Genomic DNA, 22,703 nt, shown 5'->3' on the forward strand with positions numbered 1-22,703 from the left:
TGGTGTTGTGCAGGAAATTGCTTCAAGCTGCCCGCACGTAGCGGCCGGGCGCATCTTCGATCGGGGTGAGCTTGCCCGCGCCGATTACCCGTGCTTTGGCCCGTTTGCGGTCCTGCGCCTCGACCCAAGCCTGCCAGTGCGGCCACCAGGATCCGGGATGCTCCTCCGCCTGTTCAAGCCACCTCTCAAGGGAATTCTCGGGCGCCCCGCCAGTCCAGTACTGATAGCGCCCGCGAGACGGCGGGTTGATAACCCCGGCGATGTGCCCGGAGCCCGCCAATACGAAGGTCACCGGGCCGCCCAGGCGCCCTGCTCCGGCAAACACCGACTGCGGTGGTGCAATATGGTCCTCGCGCGCTGCGAGGTGGTAGACCGGAAGCGTGATGGCTGAGAGATCGAGTTGGATGCCGCCAAACTCCATCCGGCCCTCTGACAGATCGTTCTGCAGATAGCAGCGCCGCAGATAGAAGCTGTGGTTCGCGGCCGGCATGCGGGTCGAATCCGAATTCCAGTACAGCAGATCGAACGGCAGCGGCTCCTGGCCCCTCTGGTAGACGTTGACGATGTAGGGCCAGATCAGGTCGTTGGAGCGCAGCAGGTTGAAGACTGTGGCCATCTTGCTGCTGTCGAGATAGCCGCACTGGCTCATGTCGCGCTCGATCGCTCGGATCTGCTCCTCGTCCGAGAACACCTTCAGGTCGCCGGCCTGCTTGAAGTCCACCTGCGTGGTCAAGAACGTCGCGCTCTTGATGCGGGTATCATTCATTGCCGCCATGTAGGCTAAAGTGGCCGAAAGCAACGTCCCGCCGACGCAATAGCCGATGGCGTTCACGGCCGTCTCGCCTGTGGCCTGCTCGACCGCGTCCAAAGCCTCGAGGATGCCCTCGCGCATGTAGTCCTCGAACGACTTGGCCGCGAGGCTCTCATCCGGGTTGATCCAGGAGATGATGAAGACGCTGTGCCCCTGATCCACGGCCCACCGGATGAAGCTCTTCTCTGAATTGAGATCGAGGATGTAGAACTTGTTGATCCAGGGCGGTACGATCAGCAATGGCCGCTTGAGCACCTTTTCGGTCGTGGGTGCATACTGGATCAGCTGCATCAGGGCATTCTGATAGACCACCTTGCCTGGGGTGATCGCCAGGTTGCGCCCGACCTCAAACTGGGTCGGATCGGTCTGGCGGATCTTGAGCTGCCCGCCCCCGCGCTCGATGTCCTCGGCCAACAATTGCATGCCGCGCACGAGGTTCTCGCCATCTGAGGCGAAGGTCTCGCGCAGGAGTTCTGGATTGGTGAAGACCCAGTTCGATGGCGCCAGCGCATTGATGATCTGCCTCATGTAGAAGCGGGCCTTGCGCTGTGCTTCCGGGTCGAGCCCCTCGGTTGCATCGACCAGCTGCTCGGCCCAATGCGAGGTGATGAGATAGGACTGCCGCATGGCATCGAAGAACTGGTGTTCGGTCCAGGCCGGATCTTTGAAGCGGGCATCCTTGGTGCTGGAAGGAGCGACTTCATTATCACCCATGCCCAGCGTCTGGCGCACCGACGAATTCCAGAGATCGAGGTAAGCCTGCCAGAGTTTGGATTGGGATTTGATGAGGGTCCCCGGCTGAGTCACCAAAGCTTGTTGCACCTGTGCGAAGGTGTGTAGAGCCGGTGTGACATTGTCAGCCTGCGCCAGCGGTCCAAGTGTGCCGATCTGCGGCTGGATGTAGGCTGCTGCGGCCTTGCCGGCCTCAGTCACCAGACGGGCCATGTTGCCTGCGAAGCGGTAGGGATCCGTCATCGCAAATCCCGAATTCACCACGGCCCCGGATTGTCTGTCAGTGGTCAAAGGCAGCCTCCTGATGTTGCCCGGATTCGACGCAAGTCGTTATTGCCCTGATGCGAAGTGGATTATGCCGGGTCACCGCGTCACTGCGAGCATGAGCGGATGACAACGTCGTTCCCCGGGCCTGATCAGCAGGTGGACGTTCATGCCACATCCAAGCAATGCCTGCCGAGTAGCGACGCCACCGATGACGGGTCTGACACAGAACGAACGGATGTGGCTAGATGACGGGGAAACTGGGAAATGCCTGCAAGGTAAGGAGGCGTCTCGTCGTGTGGGTCGCAGAATCTCGTGCGGTCATGAGCCTTCCTGATCACGTCTTACCTTGGGGCCGCTAACCTCACACCAACGAAAGGAACATGTCTGTCTGCAAGCCGACACAACAGGAAAGTAATTTCGCTGGCATTGTCATAATATCGTCATATGACAGTGCATTCGCAGACGCGATATCCTTCATGGGATCAGGATCGATAGGCCTCCGTGGCAGCGTGGCAACGACCCTTCGCCACTTACGGAAGAGCGATGTGTCCGGACCTATGAGCGAGTGAGAGGCCTGGGGATCTGTCGCGCAAATGAGCCATTGAGGTGTGGCGACACTCAATTCCGCGTTTAGCCATGCTTCTGACGAGTGGGCACGCCGATGGGCAGGCGCTCCCAGCCGAAGCCGGGAGCGGGGCCTGATCACATTAAGATCGGATTCTACGCGACGCGGCTGACCCGGGCGGCGGTTTTCTCAGCCTGCATGGTCATGGTGCGTGCGGCCTCGTCGGCCATTGCGATCGTGAGCTCGGCGATGCGCCGGCTGTTCTCGACCGTCTGCTCCAGATTGTCGCGCAGCAATGAGCTGTGCACCTCGACGAAGTCCGTCACCGACCGGCAGCGGGCGAGAGCCTGCAGGCCATCGAGGTTGCGCTGCAGACGCTTCTGGCTGCGGTCGACCACCTCGCGCGAGGCGTCCTGGAGACCACGGGCCAGAACCGTACCGGACTGTGCGGCCGCCCGCAGGTTGTGGGCCGCCTCTTCGCTCAGCCCGAGGGCATCACCGTCGGCACGGCCAAAGATCTGCAGGCCCTGGCCCGTTGTGCGCCGGGTTAGCTCCGAGAACGCGCCGAAGCTGGTCCCCACCGCCTCCTGCATGGCTTGCGCCATGGTCTGGGCATTTTCGACGCTGGCCCGCAGCGTGTCGGCCACGTCCTCCGTCACGCGCTGCACGGCTTCGGTCTGCTCACGGGTCCGGCGGTTATCGGCGCGTTTCATCTCATCCTCCACTCTCTCGACCATGGCGTTGGCTTCCTCGTCGCTCAGAACCTTGAGCACGGCGGGAAGCAGCTCCTTCCTGTCGTCGCGGATGTGCTGCTGAAATACGTTCCGCAGCGCGGTCACCTGGCTGATGAACTCAGCACTGTTCTTGGGCATGCGCTCCAGCTCACCTAAGAGCGCGGCCGTCTCCTCGTTGCGCTGATAGCCTCCTGCAGGAGATCGTGCATTCCGTGCCGCGTCAGCACCGGAAAGAGGTGTTCTTCCTGAAGGGTGGCGAGAAGCTCCAGCTCTTCCTTCAGCTCCGCCAACAGCCGCTCGCGGGTTTTGACCGCGGTGTCAGAGGTAGCGAGAAGTTTGTCGAAGAGCTCGTTTGCCTTGTCCGGCGGAGCCTGGCTGAACCGTCCGTTCGTCATTGGTCCTCACAAGGGATGAAAGCGACAGTCTCAAGCGTTGTAGGTTGTGCCACAGGATGTGACACTTGTATGTCGACGGGACGAAAAACATTGCGTACGCAATCGGTGGCTTTCTGGTGTTGATCCGCTACTCAATAGCTCGGATGCTTGTCCCTAAGCCCCGGCTGCTCACGGAGCAGCCCGTTCTGATGTTCTTAACGCAGGCTAATTCGTCGATGGTGACCAAGGTTCCACGCTCCGTCATGCGACAAAGCGGACCATCGTGCGCAGGCAGCCATTGCGAGAAGTCTCTGATCGTTCCACCAACGAAGACAGGACGATGGCCGGCAGATCGCACCCGAGCAGGGCTATGGCATCTCGTGCTTCCGAAGTGTGTCCTGTCATTCTTATTTCGTGAGTAAAGTCGCACTGGAACGCCGTTCGATCTCCATCCGTATATCAGTGGAAACTGGCTTGCCGTCGAAACAACTTGAAGTCGCGTGTTGTCGCCTGGAAAGGTGGTTTCTGAGGCAACTGATCTCCCCCAGACATCGCGGGCCCGTGCTCGCAGGTTATCTCCGCTAGATCTTTGGGAAGCAACCCGCCAGCACTTGCAGGACGAATAGGTCGCGTCAAAGGATGCTAAGTTCCCGTTCATCAACAACCAAAGGTATGTGCACTTATTGAATGCTGTTATCCAAAGCAATAGTCAAACAGGTTGCGGCCCTTTAAGGAGTGTTCATGGCAAGCAGGTCTCAACGAGCAGCCTTCCGGTTTAATTGAAACCACTGACTATGCATTTGAGGGCTCTATCCTACAATCCGTCCTCTTGGCTAACGGGATTGCTCGACGCAACGGACAGGATGCCTTTGCAATCCGTTGCTGTGCGCGAATGGCATCTGCACAACAGCGCACTCGCAATAGGCACCGTGACGCGAGAACAGGCAATCACCGTTTTGAATTGGGATTTCCTCATGATCGAAGACGGATCAGACTCGTACCGTAACGCACGTCCTTGAGACCTGATGCTACATTGCGTGGTTTGCCTCGATGAGATCATCACCTGAAGTCAGGTCTGCTCGATTCGATCAGGAGCAATGCGTCGAGGCACATGCATCGGCCTCAATCCGTCATGGTCCTGGGCGTCAACAGGAAACGAGATCCCTGTCACTCGCTCTTCAGGGTGGCGGCTCGTTTGGAGCATTCACCTGGGGCGTGCTCGACCGGCTTCTGGAGGAGGAGAATCTTTTGTTCGATGCCGTCAGCGGAGCAAGCGCTGGAGCCGTGAATGCCGTCCTCCTGGCGTCAGGCCTCGCGGACGGTGGGCGAAGGGGCGCAAGGAAGCGGCTGCAACGCTTCTGGCAGCGAGCCGGTGAGGCTGCTCCCCGAATCCAGCCCGGCATTGCCGCCGCGATCGCAACCCGCATTCTGTCGCCGTATCAGTTCAACCCTTTCAACCTGAATCCGCTTCGCACGCTTCTCGCCAACGAAATCGACTTCGATGTTCTGAGGCATAACCCAAGCCTACGTCTTTTGATTGGAGCAACACGCGTGCGCGATGGCAAGATGCACGTCTTTCAGGAGAAGGATCTCACAATCGATGTCATTCTCGCCTCAGCCTGCCTGCCCGTGATCCATCACGCCGTTTCCATTGATGGCGAGACGTATTGGGATGGCGGCTACTCGGCCAATCCGCCGCTGATCCCGCTGGTCGCCAGGTCTCGGGCATCCGAGATCCTCATTGTACAGATCATGCCCACGGCCGGGGCCGACATGCCGACAACGGCCTCTGAAATCGCGAAGCGTATGGAACAGATTACATTCAACAGTTCGCTCCTGCGGGACATGGATGCTCTTGCGGCGATGACGAAGCTCGCCGAGGCTGAGGTCCAAGGATCGCGTCTGCTCCAGAGACTGCAGAAGCTGCGTCTTCATCATGTCTCGGCGGAGACGGAGTACCCTTTGCTGAGCCAATCAAGTGCTCTGAATTCGGACTGGCACTTCCTGCTTCAGCTACGAGATGCTGGGCGGGTGGCGGCAGATCGCTGGCTCTCTAGCAGTTGGGAGCTATCACCTGTTGATCCTTCCAGAGCGGCAAGGCCACCGCAGACTGCGAGACTGTCCCCCTCGATGAGAGCACAACCGGTCACTTTACCACTGTCTTTGAGCGTGAGAGAGCTTTGGCAGAAGTCCCAGAAAATATTGGCAAAGCTGCTCAATCTGTCCTGGAGAACCACATCGGGCGGGGGCGAAGCCGACTGACCAGACTGAGACCAGTAGTTTGGGACCTTATGGGGTCAGAACAAGCGCTGTTCCTGACGAGCCTATGCCTCGCAGCTGATCTCAGCCGACGTAGGAATGTGCAACGCATGATTGACGCAGATAGCCGAGATAGAGAGGCCATGAGCCCCCTGACTGATGCTCATCCGATACCTCTTCTTTAGTCGAGAGCATCGTTCTTGCGGGAAACCGGGCCACTCTTCCGCACGATGCACTAGGTCGGAACGCTTGAGAGCCCGCACAGTAGCTCAGTTTATGATTTGCGCGAAATGTTCTGTGCGACTTCCGCATAGGTCATATGCCTAGACCGATCTACCACAGTACAGCCAACCCGATCATTCTTCTCGCAACAACATGAACGGAAGCGCTCGGGATCATCCGTGTCTGACAGCACAGGAGATGGCCCATTGTCGATCACATTCTTGCAAGCGGTAGACTCGCACACACCTCAGCTGCCAGAGGCATGGGTTACTAGCAAATTCTTTCTAGACGTCGACCATCAGATCGTTCGATTGGTAGGCCCAAAGCCAATTCCAAGAGTGCTCGCTTTGCAGCTGGCAGAAACGGTCCAGGGAGCAATGTTTCGGCTGGAGCAGAGCTTTCCTTACCACCAAGCCGGTCCGGTATAGCCGCCCCAGCGCTAACCGGTGAGGCTTACATGATCTTTCTCATGTTTTTCTGGGTAGCGACCCGCGTCTGGAAGATTGCCAGGAAATCCAAGTCGGGATAATCGCGCTCGCAAAAATATCTGAGTTCGGAGCTCGCGGGCTCTGCGATGCAGCTGCTCAACCGAAATTTGATCCTATGCTGAGATCGCTTATTCTCAACAGGGTCCAAAGGTGGCTCATCTGTCGCGCGACCAGTCGAGCACTCGAATGCTCGATGCCGGCCATGGCGGACGTTCCCTAGCCACCGGTCGCTGCTACCGTAGGCACACGCGGCCCCACGGGTTGGCATGTGATCTGGAGAAAGGTGCAGGGTCGATGGCCGGACGTGAGCTGAGTCGACTTTCAATGATCCTATAAGGGGTCCCCTCCATATGGCGGGCGGGGAATGCTCTTGTGGGCGGCTCGCAAGGCAGCCGACCAGCGCTCGCTCAGGTCATGGAAGTAAGGCTCGCCCGGCTCGATGCGGTGGAGCACTTCGAAGGCAAAGGCATCGCGTCGGGCAATCGCCAGGTCAATCGGCAGCCCGACCCCGATGTTCGAGCGCATGGTCGAGTCCATCGAGATCAGGCTGATCTTCAAGGCCTCGTACAGATCTGTGTTGTAGCGAACCGCTCGATCCAGAATGGGCTTGCCGTATTTGTGCTCGCCGATCTGAAGATAAGGGGCGTCCGGCCCGCAGCGGATGAAATTGCCGGCTGAGTAGACGAGGTAGAGTTCCATCGGCCCATCGGCGATCTGCCCACCGAACAGGAACGTCACATCGAACCTCAGGTTTGCCTGCTCCAGGGCCGCCTGCTGCATTGTCCAGACCTGCCGAATGGCTCGGCCGATCAACAGGGCGGCCTGAAACAGCGTCGGGACCGTCTGCAGCGTTTCAGTCTCGCCAGTCTCCTCATTGCGCAGGCCCTCCGTTAGAAGTCCGAGCACAGACTGCGACAGGGACAGATTGCCGGCACTGGCCAGCACCAAGACGCGCTCTCCTGGAACAGCTAGCGTTGTGAGCTTGCGGTAGGTGGAGATGTCATCGAGGCCCGCATTGGTGCGGGTATCGGCGATCAGCACCAAGCCCTGCTCCACCAGAACACCGACGCAATACGTCATCGACGGCCCTCATCTGTGCCACCAGTGGTCAGAGAATGCCGAGCCTGCCGCTGTCATGCAACAAGCGTCTGCGCCATGGGATCAGGATCTCTCAGATCTCGTTGAGCGCAAGAAAAATACAAGCTAAACTGTACGAGGTTCTTGTGTTCTCGATGTAAGCTAAAGCATTGATGCTGTCGTTGGGACTCTAAAACGCTTCTGAAAGCTGCAGGTTCCAGATGAAAATTTAGGCTTGCTTGTCGGTTGCTTCGGCGCGAAGGTCCGCCGGCGACGCGTCTGCTGCGTTGCAGAGGCGTCGCCGATAGGAGAAACGCCATGACGAACCGCCAGCAAGACCAAGGCAACCAGGGCCAGGATCGGAATCAACAAAGCCAGAACAACCCAGGCCGGAACCCACAGGGTTCGGATCAGAAGAACCAGGGCCAATCCCGGGATCAGCAGAACCAAAGCGGACAGGATCGGAAGCAGCAGGATCAACAGAACCAGGATCGGAATCCGCAGGGCTCGGGTCAGGGCCGGGATCAAACCCAACGCTGACTGCTCGTGGTCAAGTCGGCACGGCTCCTCGACCCGGGTGAGCCGTGCCTGTGGAACGAGAAAGGTTAGCCATGGTCCCAACGCTGCTTTCCCGCGCTAGCGGCGGGCCTTTTCGGGCATCTGGGCATAGTTCTTGCTTCGCCGAAGGAACTCTCCTGTTCTGAGGCTAGCATGCTGAACTTTCTCCGCCCATGGCTCGAAACCCTGAACGAGGCCGAGCGCGATCTCAGGCGGCAAGGCTACGTTGTCATCTATGGTGGAATGACATCCATCATCGTACCAATCAGCTCAAGCGAGCGAACGCCACAGCCACCTGGCAAGCCCCTGTGGCTGTGGGGAGAGCGGCTCCAGCGACGTTCGGGCTCTGATCAGAACCCCCTGCCCTGTCTCGCTATGCGAGAAATCCGCTGCATCGACGGTAACGCGGACCTTGGCCTGCGTTCAGTGCAAATTTGCAGCGTGGATCGCTCCATCTGAACACCTCAGCATGCCCTTTGGACACCGTCGTCCTACCTCTATTCTTGCCCAGAGAGCCTTTCATGACGCCTTGGCACCGTTACGCCCGGGTGACGCCTTCGGATCCGCAAAAGGGATCATCGTGATGTACGAGAGACCCATCATCCCGGCACAGCTGCGCGCCGGACGAGCACTCCTCGGATTATCCCAGACTGAACTCGCCGGACGCGCGTGTCTGCCCCTGCCGACCATCAAGCGAGCTGAGGCAGACGGTAAACTTGGAGCCTCGGTGGCCGCTGTGGCTGCCATCCGGGTTGCTCTGGAGGATCAGGGCGTGATCTTTCTCGAGGCTGCAGGAGGTGAAGGGCCCGGCGTTCGCCTGCGCAGCTTTGGGCTACCTGACGAGGGCCTGAGACCCAACCAGCTGACGAGCGACAACGATCTCTAACCTAACGACTGCCAACTGCGTCAGCTCTGTTGGAAGACAGGGAGGTATGTCAATTTGAGCCTCGTGATGCCTGGGAGCTCCTGATGGCCTATCGGGTCCGGTGGCAACTCGTCGGACGGTCCGGGCAACCGCTGGACAGCGGCTGCGTGGGTGAAGGCTTTTGCGCTTATAACGATGCACTGGCGGCAGTGGTTGAGTTCCTGCAGCCTTACCCGGAGGTGCGCCGTTGCCCGACCGAGAGCTACTGGCTGGCGCGCCGCTCGCACGAGGCTGACCTTGCGGTCTGGATTTGGGTTGAGCGTCACGAGATCGAAACGGCTGCAGGAGCCGTGGGCCCTTGGCTGCTCCTGAGTGGAGGAGTGGTCCAGGCTTCGATGCCCATGCCCGATTAGCCGGTGTCAAGCTCGTGCCGTCGAGCACACAATGTCGACGTGGGTTTGGCCGCTAAGTTCTTTAACCCGGTTCGAGCCACCATCAGCTTCTCTGGTGAGCATTTGTAGGAACTGAACAGATGCAGGAGGGCTTGCAACACATGAAGCTATACCGTCTCAACGTCACTGCGGATGGGGAGCCCACGGCGATTTTTGTCCTCGCCGAGGATGTGGACAGCCTTCTCCATGCGTTGGAGTCGCAGGACCACGGCGATGTCGATGAGGAGAGCCTGCTGCCTTACTTCGACGGCGAGAAAAAGCCGCGGGTGATCAGAAGCCTTGAGGAGGTCCCAGAGGACTACCTGGACTTCGTTTGCCTGGGTGACAATCCGGAAGAATACACCGTGACCGAGTTCTTCGACACGCAGGAGTAGACATCCGAGTGGTGCAGGTCGCCTGAAGAGACTGGCGCCAGAGCCGAACCGGATATTCCGCATCAGGCCTTTCTGAAGCGGCGTCCGCTATATGCGAGAGCAGCCCGCGCTGCATTGTGGCCTAGGGCGCCGGTGACACCACCGCCCGGATGCGTGCCCGAGCCGCACATGTACAGTCCCGCCAGCGGCGCCCGGAAGTCGGCGTCGCCCAGCATCGGCCAGGCGCCGAAGAGGTGATCGAGCGTCAGAGCGCCATGGAAGATGTTGCTGCCGATCCGCCGTGCAGCACCAGTACTGGGTTGGATGCTGAAAGATCAGCTTTGCCGGCCAGCACGTATGCACCAGAATCCAAGGTCTGCGGCCGGGATAGATCCGCCTGTGTGCAAGAGGAAGAATTGCTGGTGCTGGCGCTTCTCGCGCAAGTCCTCCATGGCCTCAACTAGGCCATTGAGATGGTGTTGAGAGCCTAGGAGGAAGGGGCCGCACCCGAGACACGCACGCACCTCCAACCCGCACCATGCAGGGGCCTACCAACGGCGGCGTGATCTTGAGCATGTCGCACTGTTTCGGCACTGCTTAGGTTGTCTGCTAAAGCTGAGGCGCATCCAATAAAACGATGGTTTATTCGAGCAATTGACCCGACCTCCAATAAATTGGAGGAAAGAAGCGGCCTCGTCGTTGGGATGCGTTGCTGCGGGACCGTGCCAGGCTCATCCTTCTCTTTGACGCAGCGGAAACGCTGGCGAAATTCTGATAAGCAGATGAGAGACGGACAGATGACCAGCTCAGCCGCAATGCCCATGATGGGCAACATGATGCCGGGTATGATGCCGATGATGGGCGGCATGATGCCCATGATGGGTGGAATGATGCCCATGATGGGCGGAATGATGCCTCAAATGCCGATGCCCGGCATGATGCCGAACATGATGTCGCCCATGCAGATGGGCGGGATGATGTGCCGGATGTCCTGCGACATGGCCGCCGACGGTTCCATGACCTGCACCATGATGCCGATGGAAGGCATGTCAGCAGACATGTTCAAGATGTGCTGCGAGAACATGATGAGGATGATGGAGATGGGCATGCCCTGCATGATGATGTGCGGCGGCATGATGTTGATCGGCATGAGCTCGGCCATGGGCGCGCAGACCAAGCCGATGAAGAAGAGTGCCTAAGCTCGACTTTGGCCATTTTGGTGGGTGAATTGGGAGCGCGAGGCGGCGAAGCGAACGATGCGGTAGGCTAGCGGAGTTTCCGCCAAGAGACGCCGCCATGCCGGATCTGCCCGCCCGCTTCGCCGCGATCATTGTAGCCTTTGCCCCGCTCTTTCGCCACCGGACCTGGCTCCATGCCGAGATCCTGCTCGTCGGAGCCATCCTGGCGCCCGGCAAGCGCACCGTGACCAGCATCCTGCGCATCACCGGCCTCAGCCGTGAGCGCCACTTCGTCAATTATCACCGCGTTCTCAATCGCGCACGATGGAATGGCCGCCGCGCCGCTCACCTGCTCCTTGGATTGCTGATCAACACCTTTGTCCCAGCCGGCCCGGTGATCCTCGGTCTTGACGACACCATTGAGCGCCGCCGCGGCAAGCACATTACAGCCAAGGGCATCTACCGCGATCCGGTGCGCTCATCGGATGCCCACTTCGTCAAAGCGTCAGGCCTACGCTGGCTTAGTCTGATGCTGTTGGCTCCGATCCCGTGGGCGGCTCGCACCTGGGCCTTGCCGGTCCTGACCGCCCTGGCGCCCTCCGAACGGTACTGCCATGAGCATGGGCAACGGCACAAGAAGCTGACCGACTGGGCGCGTCAGATGGCGCTGCAGGTGCGCCGCTGGCTGCCCGAGCGCGGGCTGGTGCTGGTGGCGGACATGGGCTTTGCGGCTCTGGAGTTGCTGGCCGCCTTGTCCCGCCAGGGCGTGATCTGCATCACGCGTCTGCGGCTGGATGCTGCCCTCTATGAGCCGGTCCCGCCGCGCCGTCCCGGAACAAACGGCCGTCCCCGCACCAAAGGCGCTCGCTTGCCGAACCTGTCTGATGTGCTGCAGCGGACGAGCACGCGCTGGCGACGCGTCACGGTGCCGGGCTGGCATGGTGAAGGGGATCGGTCGATCGAGTTCTGCTCGGCCACGGCCGTGTGGCACCATAGCGGAAGACCCATCGTTCCAATCCGCTGGGTGCTGCTGCGCGATCCACTCGGCCGTTTCTCACCGCAGGCGCTGCTGTGCACTGACCCCATGCGAGATCCCTTGCAAATCATCCGCTGGTTCATCCTGCGCTGGCAGGTCGAAGTCACCTTCCAGGAGGCCCGGGCGCATCTGGGTGTCGAGACCCAGCGGCAATGGTCGGATCGCGCCATCGCCCGCACCACGCCTTGCTTGTTCGGGTTGTTCTCGATCGTAACCCTGCTGACGGCCCAACTCGGTCAGCGCGCCCGCACGGCTGTTTGGATCGACAGCTGGTACCGCAAGTCTCGTCCGACCTTCGCGAATGCTCTGGCCGCCGTGCGGCGGGACATCTGGCGCGAGACAGGTTTACTCAAATCCCAACGCCAGCACAAAACGCCAAAACCCTCACGAGCTCTTCAGCGATGCTTGGTTTACGCGCTCTGCCACGCCGCGTGATTGGCCAAAGTCGAGCTTAGTAGGCCCCCTCCGAAAGGCGCTGCCTCCCGCCGGGTGTGGCACCGCCCACTCGGGGCACAGTGATCGAACTGTCAGACCGTCTCCACGTAGGTCATCACTAGGTACATGATCGCCATCACGTGGCCTGGGTTGCGGTAGATGTGCGGAACGTCGGCTTGGAAGATGATCGAGTCGTCGGCGTGGAGACTGTAAACGGAGCCGTTGACCTCGATCTCCACATCGCCGACCACGACGGTCAGGTTCTCGATTGTGCCCGCCGCATGGGCACCGGCGTTTTCTTGTGACTGCGCGGCAAGGGTGAGCTTATAAAATTCGACGCGCCGCTCCGCTTCGAAGGGAAACAACGCCCGTGAGGTGAAACTCCCGTCTGCCGATGTGAGGATCTTTGCATTCTTCGAGCGCATGACCACTGTGCCGCTGCCCGTACTCGGGCTTGTCAGCGCCGAAAATGGGACGTTGAGCGCCCGCGCCACCTTCCACAGCAACGAAATTGTCGGGACGCTTCGCCCCAGCTCAATCTGGCTCAGCATGGCGCGGCTGACGCCAGCGAGATTTGCAAGGCGCTCTAAGGAGTGACCACGCGAGCGGCGCAGCCGCTTGAGATTGCTGCTGACGATCTCGGCAAGTTCGTGAGCCTCACTCTCGAGATTGCCCTCGGCGTCATGCGCGACGCCGGCGAGATGATCCTTAGGCGCATCTCTCACGGCGACACCTCGTCTTACCGATGCATGGGCCAAGCATTCCCAACCCAAACAGGCACGAAGAACCATACCGCAACCCAAGTCCCGGGCACAACGGCGGGCATCGGCGCCGCGGGTTGCGTTACCCCCTGGCGCTGGCGCCTCACTTCGTTGAGATCGATGATTTGTGCCGTTGCGGCCATAACCCATGCCTAGAGTTCATCAAACAGAACGCATTATCCTTTATAAAGAACAGATTGTCAATATAATGGAACCTTAGCAGTTGCTGCAGCCGCATCTGACTGTAATGCCTGCTGTTTTTGAGACCAGACAAGGTTCCAATTCCTGTTCTGAGCAACGAACATTTTGGCTAAAGCCCGACATGAGAGGCAGGATCAAACTCGATCCGTCTAGGTGAATTGGGCTGAACAGATTTTGTGAAACCTAGCCCGATGGGCTCTTCGAGAGATGGCTCCGTACGATCCTTGTCATGCCTCGGTCAGTCATCTGGGTTACGAAGATACAGGGGGCAGCGAGCTTAAGCTCGAAGCTCGTCATAAGCGTGCTCAATAAACCGGCACCTTTCGCAAAAGTATGTTCTTTCTAAAGGACATTGCTAAAGAGAAAAAATCGCCTTCAAGTGGGGCTTGAAGGGGAAAATTCTTCTCACGTGCCGAGAGATGCACCAATCATCCCGCCATGGCTGTCACTCGGCAAACCAGCTAACGAGCTCAGCCTCTTGACTTTGTTCTTTATAACGAACAACTTCTGCGCCTGACCTGGAACGCTGCCGAAGCAGATGAGAAATCGGATCGGGGGCAAAAATATGCATCAAGGAGACCTACGATGTCCCACGTAGCACAAGGGACCGCCAACGAGTTTGCTGATGGCGTGGTCAGCTCAAGCGGTGCCGTAGGGGGAGCGAACCTCATGAAGCGTCGCACTTTCCTCGCCTGTGCCGGCATGTTGGCGACTGCCCTGATCATAAGTCCGCAAGCCCTCGCGCAGCAGGCATCGGTCACGGCGCGGGTCGGCATCATCCCGATCATTGGAACGGCGCCCTTGTTCGTGGCGCAGAACGAAGGCTGGCTGAAGCAGGGTGGCCTTGATCTCACCGTCACCACGTTCGAGTCGGGCCCCAATATGATCCAGGCGCTGGCCTCGGGCACCATCGACATCTACGTGGCCGGTGTGGCGCCGCTGGCGGTTGCTCGGTCGAAGGGCATCGATGTGCGCGTCGTTGCCGCGACGGCAACAGCTGAGAACGTGTTCGTGGCGTCGCCAAAGCTTGCCAAATACTTCACCTCGGGCACGTCTCATGCTGCGGCGTTCAAGAACTACCGCACCGCGGAGGGCAAGCCGGCACGACTTGCAACCCAGCCGGCAGGCTCGGTTCCGAACACCACCCTGCAATATTGGCTGTGGGAGCAGGCTAAGGCCGATAAGGCCGATGTCGAGATCGTGCCCATGGGCATTGACGCGACGCAGCAGGCCATTCTGGCCGGAGCGGTCGAGGGCGCGACTATCCGCGAGCCGGCCGTGACCATCGTGCAGGGACGCAATCCCGGCATTAAGCTGGTGGCCCTGGGCGATGAGATGTTCCCCGGCCAGCCCGGAACGGTCGTCGCCGTGTCAGGAGCCCTCCTTGAGAGGAACCCGGACGCTGTTCAGACTTTGGTGAGCGGGCTTGTGAAGGCCGCAGATCTCCTTGCGAAAACTCCTGATCGTGCTGTCCCGCCGCTGGAAGCTGCTCTCGGCAAGGGGATCGTGGACAGCGAAACGATCCGCAAGGCGCTCTCCTCACCGGCGACCAAGTTCCAGATCGATCCCCGCACGATCGTCGAGTCGTCGCGCCTCATGCAGGCTTATCAGGTCAAGCTGGGCTCTCTCGACAAGGAGCTGCCGTTCGAAGGCCTGTTCGAGCCACGCTTCTATGAGCGCGCCACCAAGAGCAACTGATCGTTGATGCGCCTTCTCCTGCTTTCGTGCCTCGGCCTCCTCATCTTTCTCGGATTGTGGGAGGCCATTCCGCGTCTGGGCCTCGTCAATGCGGCGATGCTGCCTGGTCCCAGCGCCATTCCCCCGGCTTTGATGAAGGAAGTCACGAGTGGTGCCTGGCTGACAGCCGTAACCAGCAGCCTCAGCCACTATGTCGTCGGACTGAGCGTTGGCGCCGGACTTGGCGTTGCCCTTGGCATCGTCACGGGCATGTACCGAAGCGCGGAAGGCTTCACGGCCTGGATTGTGCGTGTGCTGCGGCCGATTCCGGGTCTGGCCTGGGTTCCGTTCGCCATCATCTGGTTCGGCGTCAGCACGCCGGCGGCCGTGTTCATCATCGCCGTCGGCGTGTTCTGGATCGTCTACTTCGCGGCTCATGGCGCCGTGCGCACGGTAGACCGCGACCTCGTGGAGGTGGCGGAGGCTTTCGGGTTTCATTCCGGCTTGCGGCGCCTGCAGAAGATCCTGCTTCCCGCTGCCACTCCCGGCATTCTGGTCGGCCTGCGCACCGCTCTCGGGCAGGCGTGGATGGCCGTCGTAGCCGCCGAGATTTTTGGCGTGAGCGGCCTGGGCCAGCGCATGATGCAGGCGTCCAGCCTTCTCGCGACCGATGTGGTCGTCGTCTATATGCTGACCATGGCAGCCCTGTATGGGCTCTTCGACACGGCTTTCGTGGCCCTGCAAGGATGGCTGTTACGATGGAAAGCGTGATCGAGATCCGGGACCTGTCGCTCGCCTTCGCGAGAGACGGCCAGAAGACCACCGTGTTGGACCGTCTTTCATTGGATGTGCGTCGCGGCGAATTCCTCGCCATCGTCGGCCCCTCAGGGGTCGGTAAGTCCACCCTGCTCCGCGTGCTGACAGGACTTGCGCGTCCCAGTGCCGGCACGGCGCGGGTCATCGCGAAGAATCCGCAGCGCCGGCCTGTCGCCTTCGTGTTCCAGGACTCCCGTCTGCTACCCTGGCGCCGCGTGATCGCCAATGTCGCCTTCGGCCTGGAGCATCCTCATATGCCCCGTCGTGAGCGCCGGACCAAGGCTAAAAACGCACTCGAATTCGTCGGTTTGGGCCATTTGGCGCAGCGCTGGCCGCACGAACTGTCGGGCGGACAACGTCAGCGTGTTTCCCTGGCGCGGGCCCTCGCGGTCCAGCCCGAGGTTCTGCTCATGGACGAGCCCTTCTCGGCTCTCGATGCGATTACCCGCGAGAGCCTCCAGGACGAACTCATCCGCATCTGGCAGAAGACAGGCAAGACGATCCTGTTCGTGACGCACGACATCGATGAAGCAACCTATTTGGCGGACCGAGTCATCGTTCTCTCAGGATCCCCTGGACGGATCGTCGCCGAGCATCGCATTGACAGTCCGCACCCGCGCCAGCGTCAAGATGCAGGTCTCGCGCAGACCGCGAAAGCCCTGCGCGCCGGACTGACATCCGATATCGTCACCGATGGCGGCATGATCTAAATTTGCGCTCAGGGCGTGCGCTCTTAGCATCAGAGTTTTCCCCATCCACAGATACTTAACAGGATTCTGTCATGATCCGTGAGATAGGATCAGCACCTAATCGCCTAAGGATGTGTCTGTGTCACTGCGCACGCTCAAAGTGATTTTTGGTGCCGTTACCGTCTGCTTCCTCCTGGCGAGCGCCTACATTGCGGTGCTGGTGACAGAACGTCAGAAGGTCCTGGGAGATATTACACACTATAACCCGGCGTGGCAGGCCAGCCAGGCGGTTGCAGAGTTCATGCGCCTCGAGCGCCGGTTGGATGCGTTCAATGTCCCGGGCCGAGGTGTCGACAAGGGCGAAGTTGAACTCCGCTTCGAGATTCTTCTCAGCAGAGTAAAGCTCCTCATCGAGGGCCGTTTCCAAAGCATCATTCAGGACGATGCTGATCAGCTGGCCACGCTCCGCCGTCTCGCTGATGTCTTGGTCATATTGCAGCCTCTCATCGCAGAACTCGAGCACCCTGGCTCGGTTCAGCAGGCGCTTCAGCTCTTGGAGCCGCTGGAACCAAAGTTGCTGCAACTCGCATCCTACGCCCAGATCCGTGGAGGGGAGAGGATCGCCCAGGATCAGCAAGAGCTCAATCGCCTATACTGGATCTTCTCGGGACTGTCTCTTGGTCTGATCCTGCTGGGGCTGATCCTGATTGGCCTCTTCAGCAGGCATAATCAATTGCTGGAACGGGCACATAGTGATCTGCACGCTGTAACCGGTCATCTCGCCCATGCAGCCAGACACGACGCCTTGACTGGCCTGGCGAACCGCGTGCTTTTTCATGAGAGACTGGAGACGCATCTCGGCAGGTGGCGGCAAGAGGGCCTTCGATTTGCTGTCCTGTGCTTGGATCTTGATCGGTTCAAGAGCGTCAACGATACCTTAGGTCACGAGATCGGCGATGCGCTTTTGAAAATCGTCGCTGATCGCCTTCGGAACTGCCTACGCGATAGCGACACCGTCGCCCGTCTTGGTGGCGACGAGTTTGCCATCCTCCAGGAGATTCCGGGCGGGCTTGAACCGTGTATGGCCCTTGCGAGACACATTGTAGGGCAATTGAGCGCGCCCTACTCTGTTGACGGGCGTGAGATCGTCATAGGAGCCAGCATCGGCATCGCTGCAGTTGAGGCAGACATTGTATCGTCCGACCAGATGCTGAAACGCGCAGACCTCGCCCTCTACGCGGCTAAATCCCAGGGGCGCGGCCTGTTTTGCTCGTTCGAACCGAGCATGGAAGCGCAATTGGATGCACGCCGGTCGCTTGAGATCGACTTGCGCACGGCTCTGGCAAACGACGAGTTCGAGCTGTTCTTCCAGCCCCAGGTTGATATCCAGCTCAATGAGATCAACGGCTTCGAGGCTCTTCTTCGCTGGCGCCACCCCAAATGGAGCAAGGTCTCGCCGGCAGAGTATATTCCGGTCGCTGAGGACATTGGGTTGATTTCACCGCTTGGCGAGTGGGTCATCCAAACGGCTTGCGCTGAAGCTGTCAAATGGCCACGGTGCATCAAGGTCGCCGTCAATGTCTCTCCGGTTCAGTTCCGGAGCGGAGGCCTTGTGCAAAGCGTGCGCAAGGCGCTGCAGAGTACGGGGCTCGCTCCAGGGCGGCTTGAACTGGAGCTCACCGAGACGTCGCTGCTCGATGAGACCGAGGCGACCATGGCGGCGCTGCATGAGCTGCGCCGGCTGGGAGTGCAGATTGCCATTGATGATTTTGGCATAGGTTATTCATCCCTCAGCTATCTCCGCAGTTTTCCATTCGACCGGATCAAGATAGATCGGTCATTCGTGCGGGATCTCTCGTCCCGGCGTGATGCGATGACGATCGTACGATCGATCGCAAGTCTTGGAGCCGGACTTGGCATGTCCACTGTTGCTGAGGGCATCGAGACAAAGGAGCAATTCCTCCAGGTCCAGACGGCGGGCTACACGGAGGCCCAGGGCTACTACTTCGGACGTCCCAGGCCGGCCCATGAACTGGTCTATTCCCTGGACCCAGCGTTATCGGCACCGTCAGGCTAACCGAAGGATGACGATGTCGGCTGCAAGCCGTGCATCTTCTCTGAGACTGCACGCTGCGCCGGGCCAAAACGCCAACTCGCTCTTGGATGCAGCGCGAGCGACGCGATAAGATAGCTTGTCCTGGAGATGGTGTGTCCAGCTCAGGACCTATGGCGTTCAGAACTCTGTTCACGCGAAAGAGATAACGGTCAGGGGCACGATCAATGAAGACATATTGCGAGTTTACGTTCGAAGCCGCGCACTCGGTGGCTCCCTATTCCGGGCTGCATGGACATACCTTCATCGTTAAACTCACCTTCGGTGGAGCCGCCGACGAGATCTATGGCTGGCCGGTCAATCTCTATGACGTCGAGAACTACATCAAGGAAATCAAGGGCGAGTACGGATCGGGCCTCGATCACGGCAATCTCGATCTCAATCCCGAGATCGGCATCGCCTCGCTCGAGAACGTCACCACCTATATCTGGCGGCTGGTGAAGGCGCGTTTCCCGAACCTCGAAGAGGTCGAGCTCAAGCGCGGCATGCCCGGCTCGACGGAAGGCCGCATCTATCGCGGCGAAACGACAGGCAGCAGTCTCGCCGCCTAGTGCCCTTAACAGGCCTGTCCGATGGCGTGACCTCCGTCATGCCTTCTCAGGCGAGCCGCCCCTTCATCCGTCCTGCGATCCAACTTGGCGCATTCCCCGAAGAGCTTGGCTGGGGCCTCGCCGAGTGTTGCGCCGCAGGTCCAGGAAAAACACAATCATAGACCCAAGTGAACACGAAGGCGTGGCCGATGAAGACGAGGGCGAATGCCACATCCATGAGAAAGGCATGGACCAAGCTGATGCTGAGGTACTAGGCCAAGAGCGGCGTCAGCATGGCCAATAGCCCGGCCTCAAACAGGACAGCGTGCAGGACACGAACGGGAATGCTTTTGTCACCTCCACCGGTTAGGCGCTGCAGGATGGAATCGAACGCTAAATTGTAGAGGTATGTCCACAGGGTTGCGATGCTCGCACAGGCAATCCGGACTACGGTGATCTCTGCCACCGGCATGCTGAACGCCCACGCGCCGAGCGGTGAGATCAGGGCAAGGCCGCCGAGCTCAAAGCTGATGGCGTGACGCAGGCGATCCCAAGGCGAGCGCATGATCGAAAAGCCTCAAGACAAGGGGTGGGCTGGGCCACGTAGGTGCGGCAGGCCTACCCTGATCATGTCTGATCGAGGGCGGTGCATTCCTGCAGGAACTCCCGCTTGAGGTCAGCACTGTTGGCCATCTCGCCCCAGTAGTAGGTGTTGACCATGCGGCTGCGGTGGCTGGCGCGCACGCCGCGCTGGGTCTTGCACATATGCACCGCGCTGATGCGCACCGCCAACCCGCGGGGTACGGTCATATCCATGATGTACTGACCGATCTGCTTGACGAGCTCCTCCTGGATCTGCAGCCGCGCGGCAAAGTACGCGACGATGCGGTCGTACTTGGACAGCCCGATAATCTTGCCGTCAGCGGCAGGTAGGATGCCGATGTAAGCCTCGCCATAGATTGGCATCATGTGATGTGCACACATGGAGCGCACCTCAAGTGGACCCGTGACGATCAGCTGATCATAGGCCTGGGCGTTATCGAACTCGGTGATCCGCGGCGGCGCGGTGAAGCGGCCCTCCAAGAGTTCCTCGACGTACATCTTGGCCACCCGTTGCGGCGTCTCACGGGTGTTGTGGTCGTTCTGATGATCGATGCGCAGGATGTCGAACAACTCCTCCACTTTCCGGGCGGCGGCGGCGATCATGCCTTCGCGCTCAGCCTCGCTCAGAGGCTGGTCGAGCGACTCGTTACACAGGCGCGCGAGGTTAAGCTGGTGAGCATGGAAGTTCATGATGAGCCCCTGCAGAGTTTTTGGTTGCTTATATCGACTGACTAAAGAGATGACTCATGAACCACGCAATTGCCAGTCCAGCTAAGATCATAACGATCATAAGGGTGATACAGATTGCCTTTTCATGACGCGCCCGCTGGGCCTGAAGGCCATCCAGCTTTCGCTGCCTCTCAAGCTCGTAGGTTTTCATTGTCGTGCCCCCGCCCAAAACCATATCAGCGATGCTGAGACCTGAGAAGATTATCCCTTAGGGTAAATTGTCCTAGAGAAGGACTGGATAAAGTCATGGCAAGCTTGCTCTGCGAGAGCTATCGTATCCGGCGGGAATCGTGACGCTGAACATCAGACTGCCTAGATTCTACTGCCAAGTTGGCAAAGGCGAGATCCTTGGTAGGGTCTTCTCTGATAGGACCACAACGTCCAACCCATACTTCCGCCTGCTCTTTCGGGTCATCCGGGTCTTGCAGAGATGCCAATCCCTGTGGATCCCGTGGAGAGCGGGGACAAGCAGGGGAATTGTCACCAGCCGTTGCTCGCAAAGGCCCAGAACTCGTTCTTGACTCGATGAACCGAAACCTGAGTAGATCCGGAGGTGTAGGAGCATGGTGATGCGCCATCACTTTCCCAGCACGGACGGTCGGAAGGCGATCCTGGACCTCTCCCGGCCGGCCGATGACGAGAGGAGAAGCCCGTGAGCTCGTCGTCACAATGGACTCTGTTCATCGCCCGCCCCGGAAGAGATCGGCAGCACGTCGTCCGGGATCCGCAAGGCGAGCCCCGGCTCCTCTTTGGCGAAGATGACGGCACGCGGATCAACGATCGTCTCGCCCGGTTCATCGTTGAGAGCCTGAATGCGGGTCTCCATCCGGACGACCCGGATCCGGACGAGGGCTGGTTTCTGGACGGTCTGAGCGGCGGCAACGAGCAGGATCCGGCCCTTCTCATTTGCGATCCGGATTTTGAACTCAGGCTTGAGATCCTCGACACGGACAACCTCGAACAGGATCAGGCGCTGGGCCGCAGAGTTACAGCGCTCATCAACACCTATTTCCTCCAGGAGGAAGGTTCACAGCCAAGCGTATCCTCTTTTGGCTCTCGGACGGAAAGGGAGCCATCCAAGTCCAGACTCTGAGTGTTTTGGGGCCGGTTGCGCGTGGCAAGCTTCAGCCACAGGCGTTTCCGTCTACGCCTTCTGCGCACTTCACTCCCATGTGGCATCTGGCACTTTGGCGGGGTTCAACCTCAGTCAGAGAAGCTCCATGAAATCAATTATCCGGGCCGCTTTGGTCGCCTTCAGCCTCCTCTCAGTCCCGTCGGCTTTCGCGCAGACGCAAACGCAGCGCGGCGAGTACCTGGTGACCATCATGGACTGCACCGGCTGCCATACCCCCGGCACCTTTCTCGGCAAGCCCGACCTGCAGCGGCCTCTGGCCGGATCGGAGGTCGGCTTCCAGATCCCGGGCGTCGGCATCTTCTATCCGCCCAACCTGACCCCTGATCCCGAGACAGGTCTGGGGCGGTGGAGTGAGGCCGACATCATCAAGGCGGTGCGGACCGGCGTCAGGCCGGACGGGCGGCAGCTTGTGCCGATCATGCCGTATCATTCCTACGGCAAGCTCACGGATGAGGATGCCTGGGCCCTTGTCAGCTACCTCAAGAGCCTGAGGCCGGTCAGGAACCAAGTGCCCGGTCCGGTCGGGACAAGCGAGAAGCCCTCAGCCCCCTTCCTGACCGTTGTCATGCCCCAGTAGCCGCTTGGAGCAGAGCACGCAGAATTCAGAAGTCAGCGGTTCCCGGAAAGGCTTAGGAGACATCAGACATGCTCGAGGCAGAGTTGCAGCAGCTGCGCGATGACAACACGGCGATTGCAGAACTGCTGCAAGAACTGGAGAACAGCCTCGCACTGCCGCTCTCGCCCGAACCGCCGTTCCAGGTCATGGCGGATGTGACGGCCCTGCAGAACCGGGTCTATGCCATGGCCCGCAGGGTCGGGAGCATGAAGCGGATGATCCGCGACAGGATTCTCCAGCAGGCGCTCGCAGCTGACTTTTCGCCGCGAGGCGAGGACGTATCAGCAAAAATCAGGCTGGAGGTGTGAGCTTCGTGGCGCGGCCCGAATAGTCCGCATGGATGCGCGCGCTACGCTCCTGATACTTCTCACCCGCTGCCTCGCTCTGGGCCTGATAGCCTATTCTCCTCTGCGAACCCGATATAGAA

Annotated in this window: 21 protein-coding genes and 2 pseudogenes; 14 read left to right on the plus strand and 9 right to left on the minus strand. The window is 59.7% G+C overall.

What is annotated here, in order from left to right; translation table 11 throughout:
• Positions 1-22: 22 nt before the first annotated feature.
• From phaC to JO965_RS36420, 3 genes are all read right to left on the minus strand, one after another.
• Positions 23-1,786 (minus strand): class I poly(R)-hydroxyalkanoic acid synthase, encoded by a 1,764-nt coding sequence (gene phaC / locus JO965_RS36410; RefSeq protein WP_203446709.1) that lies wholly within the window; start codon positions 1,784-1,786, stop codon positions 23-25.
• Positions 1,787-2,530: 744 nt separating this feature from the next.
• Positions 2,531-3,247 carry a phasin family protein gene (locus JO965_RS36415; protein ID WP_203445703.1) on the minus strand — a complete coding sequence of 239 codons (717 nt, stop codon included), beginning with the start codon at positions 3,245-3,247 and terminating at the stop codon, positions 2,531-2,533.
• 14 nt (positions 3,248-3,261) lie between these two features.
• The gene (locus JO965_RS36420) at positions 3,262-3,504 is read right to left on the minus strand and encodes a hypothetical protein (RefSeq protein WP_203445704.1); all 243 of its coding nucleotides are present in this window, start codon (positions 3,502-3,504) and stop codon (positions 3,262-3,264) included.
• Positions 3,505-4,533: 1,029 nt separating this feature from the next.
• Between JO965_RS36420 and JO965_RS36425 the strand changes: the two genes are divergently transcribed.
• Complete coding sequence (locus JO965_RS36425) at positions 4,534-5,745, plus strand: patatin-like phospholipase family protein (protein ID WP_203445705.1); 1,212 nt, start codon at positions 4,534-4,536, stop codon at positions 5,743-5,745.
• A gap of 1,037 nt (positions 5,746-6,782) precedes the next feature.
• On the opposite strand, the gene JO965_RS36430 is transcribed toward JO965_RS36425, so the two are convergent.
• Positions 6,783-7,532, minus strand: coding sequence for a peptidase (locus tag JO965_RS36430; RefSeq protein ID WP_203445706.1), 750 nt, complete (start codon positions 7,530-7,532; stop codon positions 6,783-6,785).
• A 159-nt stretch (positions 7,533-7,691) separates the two neighbouring features.
• Positions 7,692-8,009: a hypothetical protein gene (locus JO965_RS36435; protein WP_203445707.1), complete on the minus strand. Its 318-nt coding sequence runs from the start codon at positions 8,007-8,009 to the stop codon at positions 7,692-7,694.
• Positions 8,010-8,670: 661 nt separating this feature from the next.
• Between JO965_RS36435 and JO965_RS36440 the strand changes: the two genes are divergently transcribed.
• From JO965_RS36440 to JO965_RS36450, 3 genes are all read left to right on the plus strand, one after another.
• Positions 8,671-8,973: a DNA-binding protein gene (locus JO965_RS36440; protein WP_203445708.1), complete on the plus strand. Its 303-nt coding sequence runs from the start codon at positions 8,671-8,673 to the stop codon at positions 8,971-8,973.
• Between the two features lie 83 nt (positions 8,974-9,056).
• The gene (locus tag JO965_RS36445; protein WP_203445709.1) at positions 9,057-9,365 is read left to right on the plus strand and encodes a hypothetical protein; all 309 of its coding nucleotides are present in this window, start codon (positions 9,057-9,059) and stop codon (positions 9,363-9,365) included.
• Between the two features lie 140 nt (positions 9,366-9,505).
• A complete protein-coding gene (locus JO965_RS36450) occupies positions 9,506-9,778 on the plus strand; it encodes a hypothetical protein (RefSeq protein WP_203445710.1) in 273 nt (90 codons plus the stop codon).
• Positions 9,779-9,840: 62 nt separating this feature from the next.
• Here JO965_RS36450 and JO965_RS48530 read toward each other — a convergent pair.
• Positions 9,841-10,053, minus strand: a pseudogene (locus JO965_RS48530) (FAD-dependent oxidoreductase); the annotation flags it as partial.
• 306 nt (positions 10,054-10,359) lie between these two features.
• On the opposite strand from JO965_RS48530, the gene JO965_RS48535 reads away from it, so the two are divergent.
• Positions 10,360-10,956 (plus strand): hypothetical protein, encoded by a 597-nt coding sequence (locus tag JO965_RS48535; protein ID WP_246777107.1) that lies wholly within the window; start codon positions 10,360-10,362, stop codon positions 10,954-10,956.
• A 97-nt stretch (positions 10,957-11,053) separates the two neighbouring features.
• Complete coding sequence (locus tag JO965_RS36460) at positions 11,054-12,406, plus strand: transposase (RefSeq protein ID WP_203445711.1); 1,353 nt, start codon at positions 11,054-11,056, stop codon at positions 12,404-12,406.
• A gap of 92 nt (positions 12,407-12,498) precedes the next feature.
• Here the strand turns inward: JO965_RS36460 and JO965_RS36465 are convergent, their stop codons facing one another.
• Complete coding sequence (locus JO965_RS36465; protein ID WP_246777108.1) at positions 12,499-13,131, minus strand: helix-turn-helix domain-containing protein; 633 nt, start codon at positions 13,129-13,131, stop codon at positions 12,499-12,501.
• A gap of 906 nt (positions 13,132-14,037) precedes the next feature.
• Between JO965_RS36465 and JO965_RS36470 the strand changes: the two genes are divergently transcribed.
• The 5 genes from JO965_RS36470 (at position 14,038) to JO965_RS36490 (ending at position 19,214) form a co-directional block, all read left to right on the plus strand.
• Positions 14,038-15,066: an ABC transporter substrate-binding protein gene (locus JO965_RS36470; RefSeq protein WP_203446711.1), complete on the plus strand. Its 1,029-nt coding sequence runs from the start codon at positions 14,038-14,040 to the stop codon at positions 15,064-15,066.
• Between the two features lie 6 nt (positions 15,067-15,072).
• On the plus strand, positions 15,073-15,816 hold the full coding sequence (locus JO965_RS36475) for an ABC transporter permease (RefSeq protein WP_203446712.1): 744 nt from the start codon (positions 15,073-15,075) through the stop codon (positions 15,814-15,816).
• Entirely contained in the window at positions 15,804-16,571 is a 768-nt protein-coding gene (locus tag JO965_RS36480; RefSeq protein ID WP_203445713.1) for an ABC transporter ATP-binding protein, read from the plus strand. The genes JO965_RS36475 and JO965_RS36480 overlap by 13 nt, the downstream gene beginning before the upstream one ends.
• Before the next feature lie 118 nt (positions 16,572-16,689).
• Positions 16,690-18,627: a bifunctional diguanylate cyclase/phosphodiesterase gene (locus tag JO965_RS36485; protein ID WP_203445714.1), complete on the plus strand. Its 1,938-nt coding sequence runs from the start codon at positions 16,690-16,692 to the stop codon at positions 18,625-18,627.
• A gap of 203 nt (positions 18,628-18,830) precedes the next feature.
• Positions 18,831-19,214 carry a 6-carboxytetrahydropterin synthase gene (locus JO965_RS36490; protein WP_203445715.1) on the plus strand — a complete coding sequence of 128 codons (384 nt, stop codon included), beginning with the start codon at positions 18,831-18,833 and terminating at the stop codon, positions 19,212-19,214.
• 46 nt (positions 19,215-19,260) lie between these two features.
• Here the strand turns inward: JO965_RS36490 and JO965_RS36495 are convergent.
• Positions 19,261-19,758 (minus strand): annotated as a pseudogene (locus JO965_RS36495) (PACE efflux transporter).
• Between the two features lie 62 nt (positions 19,759-19,820).
• Positions 19,821-20,486 (minus strand): GTP cyclohydrolase I, encoded by a 666-nt coding sequence (gene folE, locus JO965_RS36500; protein ID WP_203445716.1) that lies wholly within the window; start codon positions 20,484-20,486, stop codon positions 19,821-19,823.
• A gap of 691 nt (positions 20,487-21,177) precedes the next feature.
• On the opposite strand from folE, the gene JO965_RS36505 reads away from it, so the two are divergent.
• From JO965_RS36505 to JO965_RS36515, 3 genes are all read left to right on the plus strand, one after another.
• Complete coding sequence (locus tag JO965_RS36505) at positions 21,178-21,618, plus strand: hypothetical protein (RefSeq protein ID WP_203445717.1); 441 nt, start codon at positions 21,178-21,180, stop codon at positions 21,616-21,618.
• Between the two features lie 127 nt (positions 21,619-21,745).
• The gene (locus JO965_RS36510; RefSeq protein WP_203445718.1) at positions 21,746-22,237 is read left to right on the plus strand and encodes a cytochrome c; all 492 of its coding nucleotides are present in this window, start codon (positions 21,746-21,748) and stop codon (positions 22,235-22,237) included.
• 68 nt (positions 22,238-22,305) lie between these two features.
• Complete coding sequence (locus JO965_RS36515; RefSeq protein WP_203445719.1) at positions 22,306-22,584, plus strand: hypothetical protein; 279 nt, start codon at positions 22,306-22,308, stop codon at positions 22,582-22,584.
• The last annotated feature ends 119 nt before the right edge of the window (positions 22,585-22,703 follow it).

Source organism: Microvirga sp. VF16 (assembly GCF_016864375.1).
Classification (GTDB): domain Bacteria; phylum Pseudomonadota; class Alphaproteobacteria; order Rhizobiales; family Beijerinckiaceae; genus Microvirga.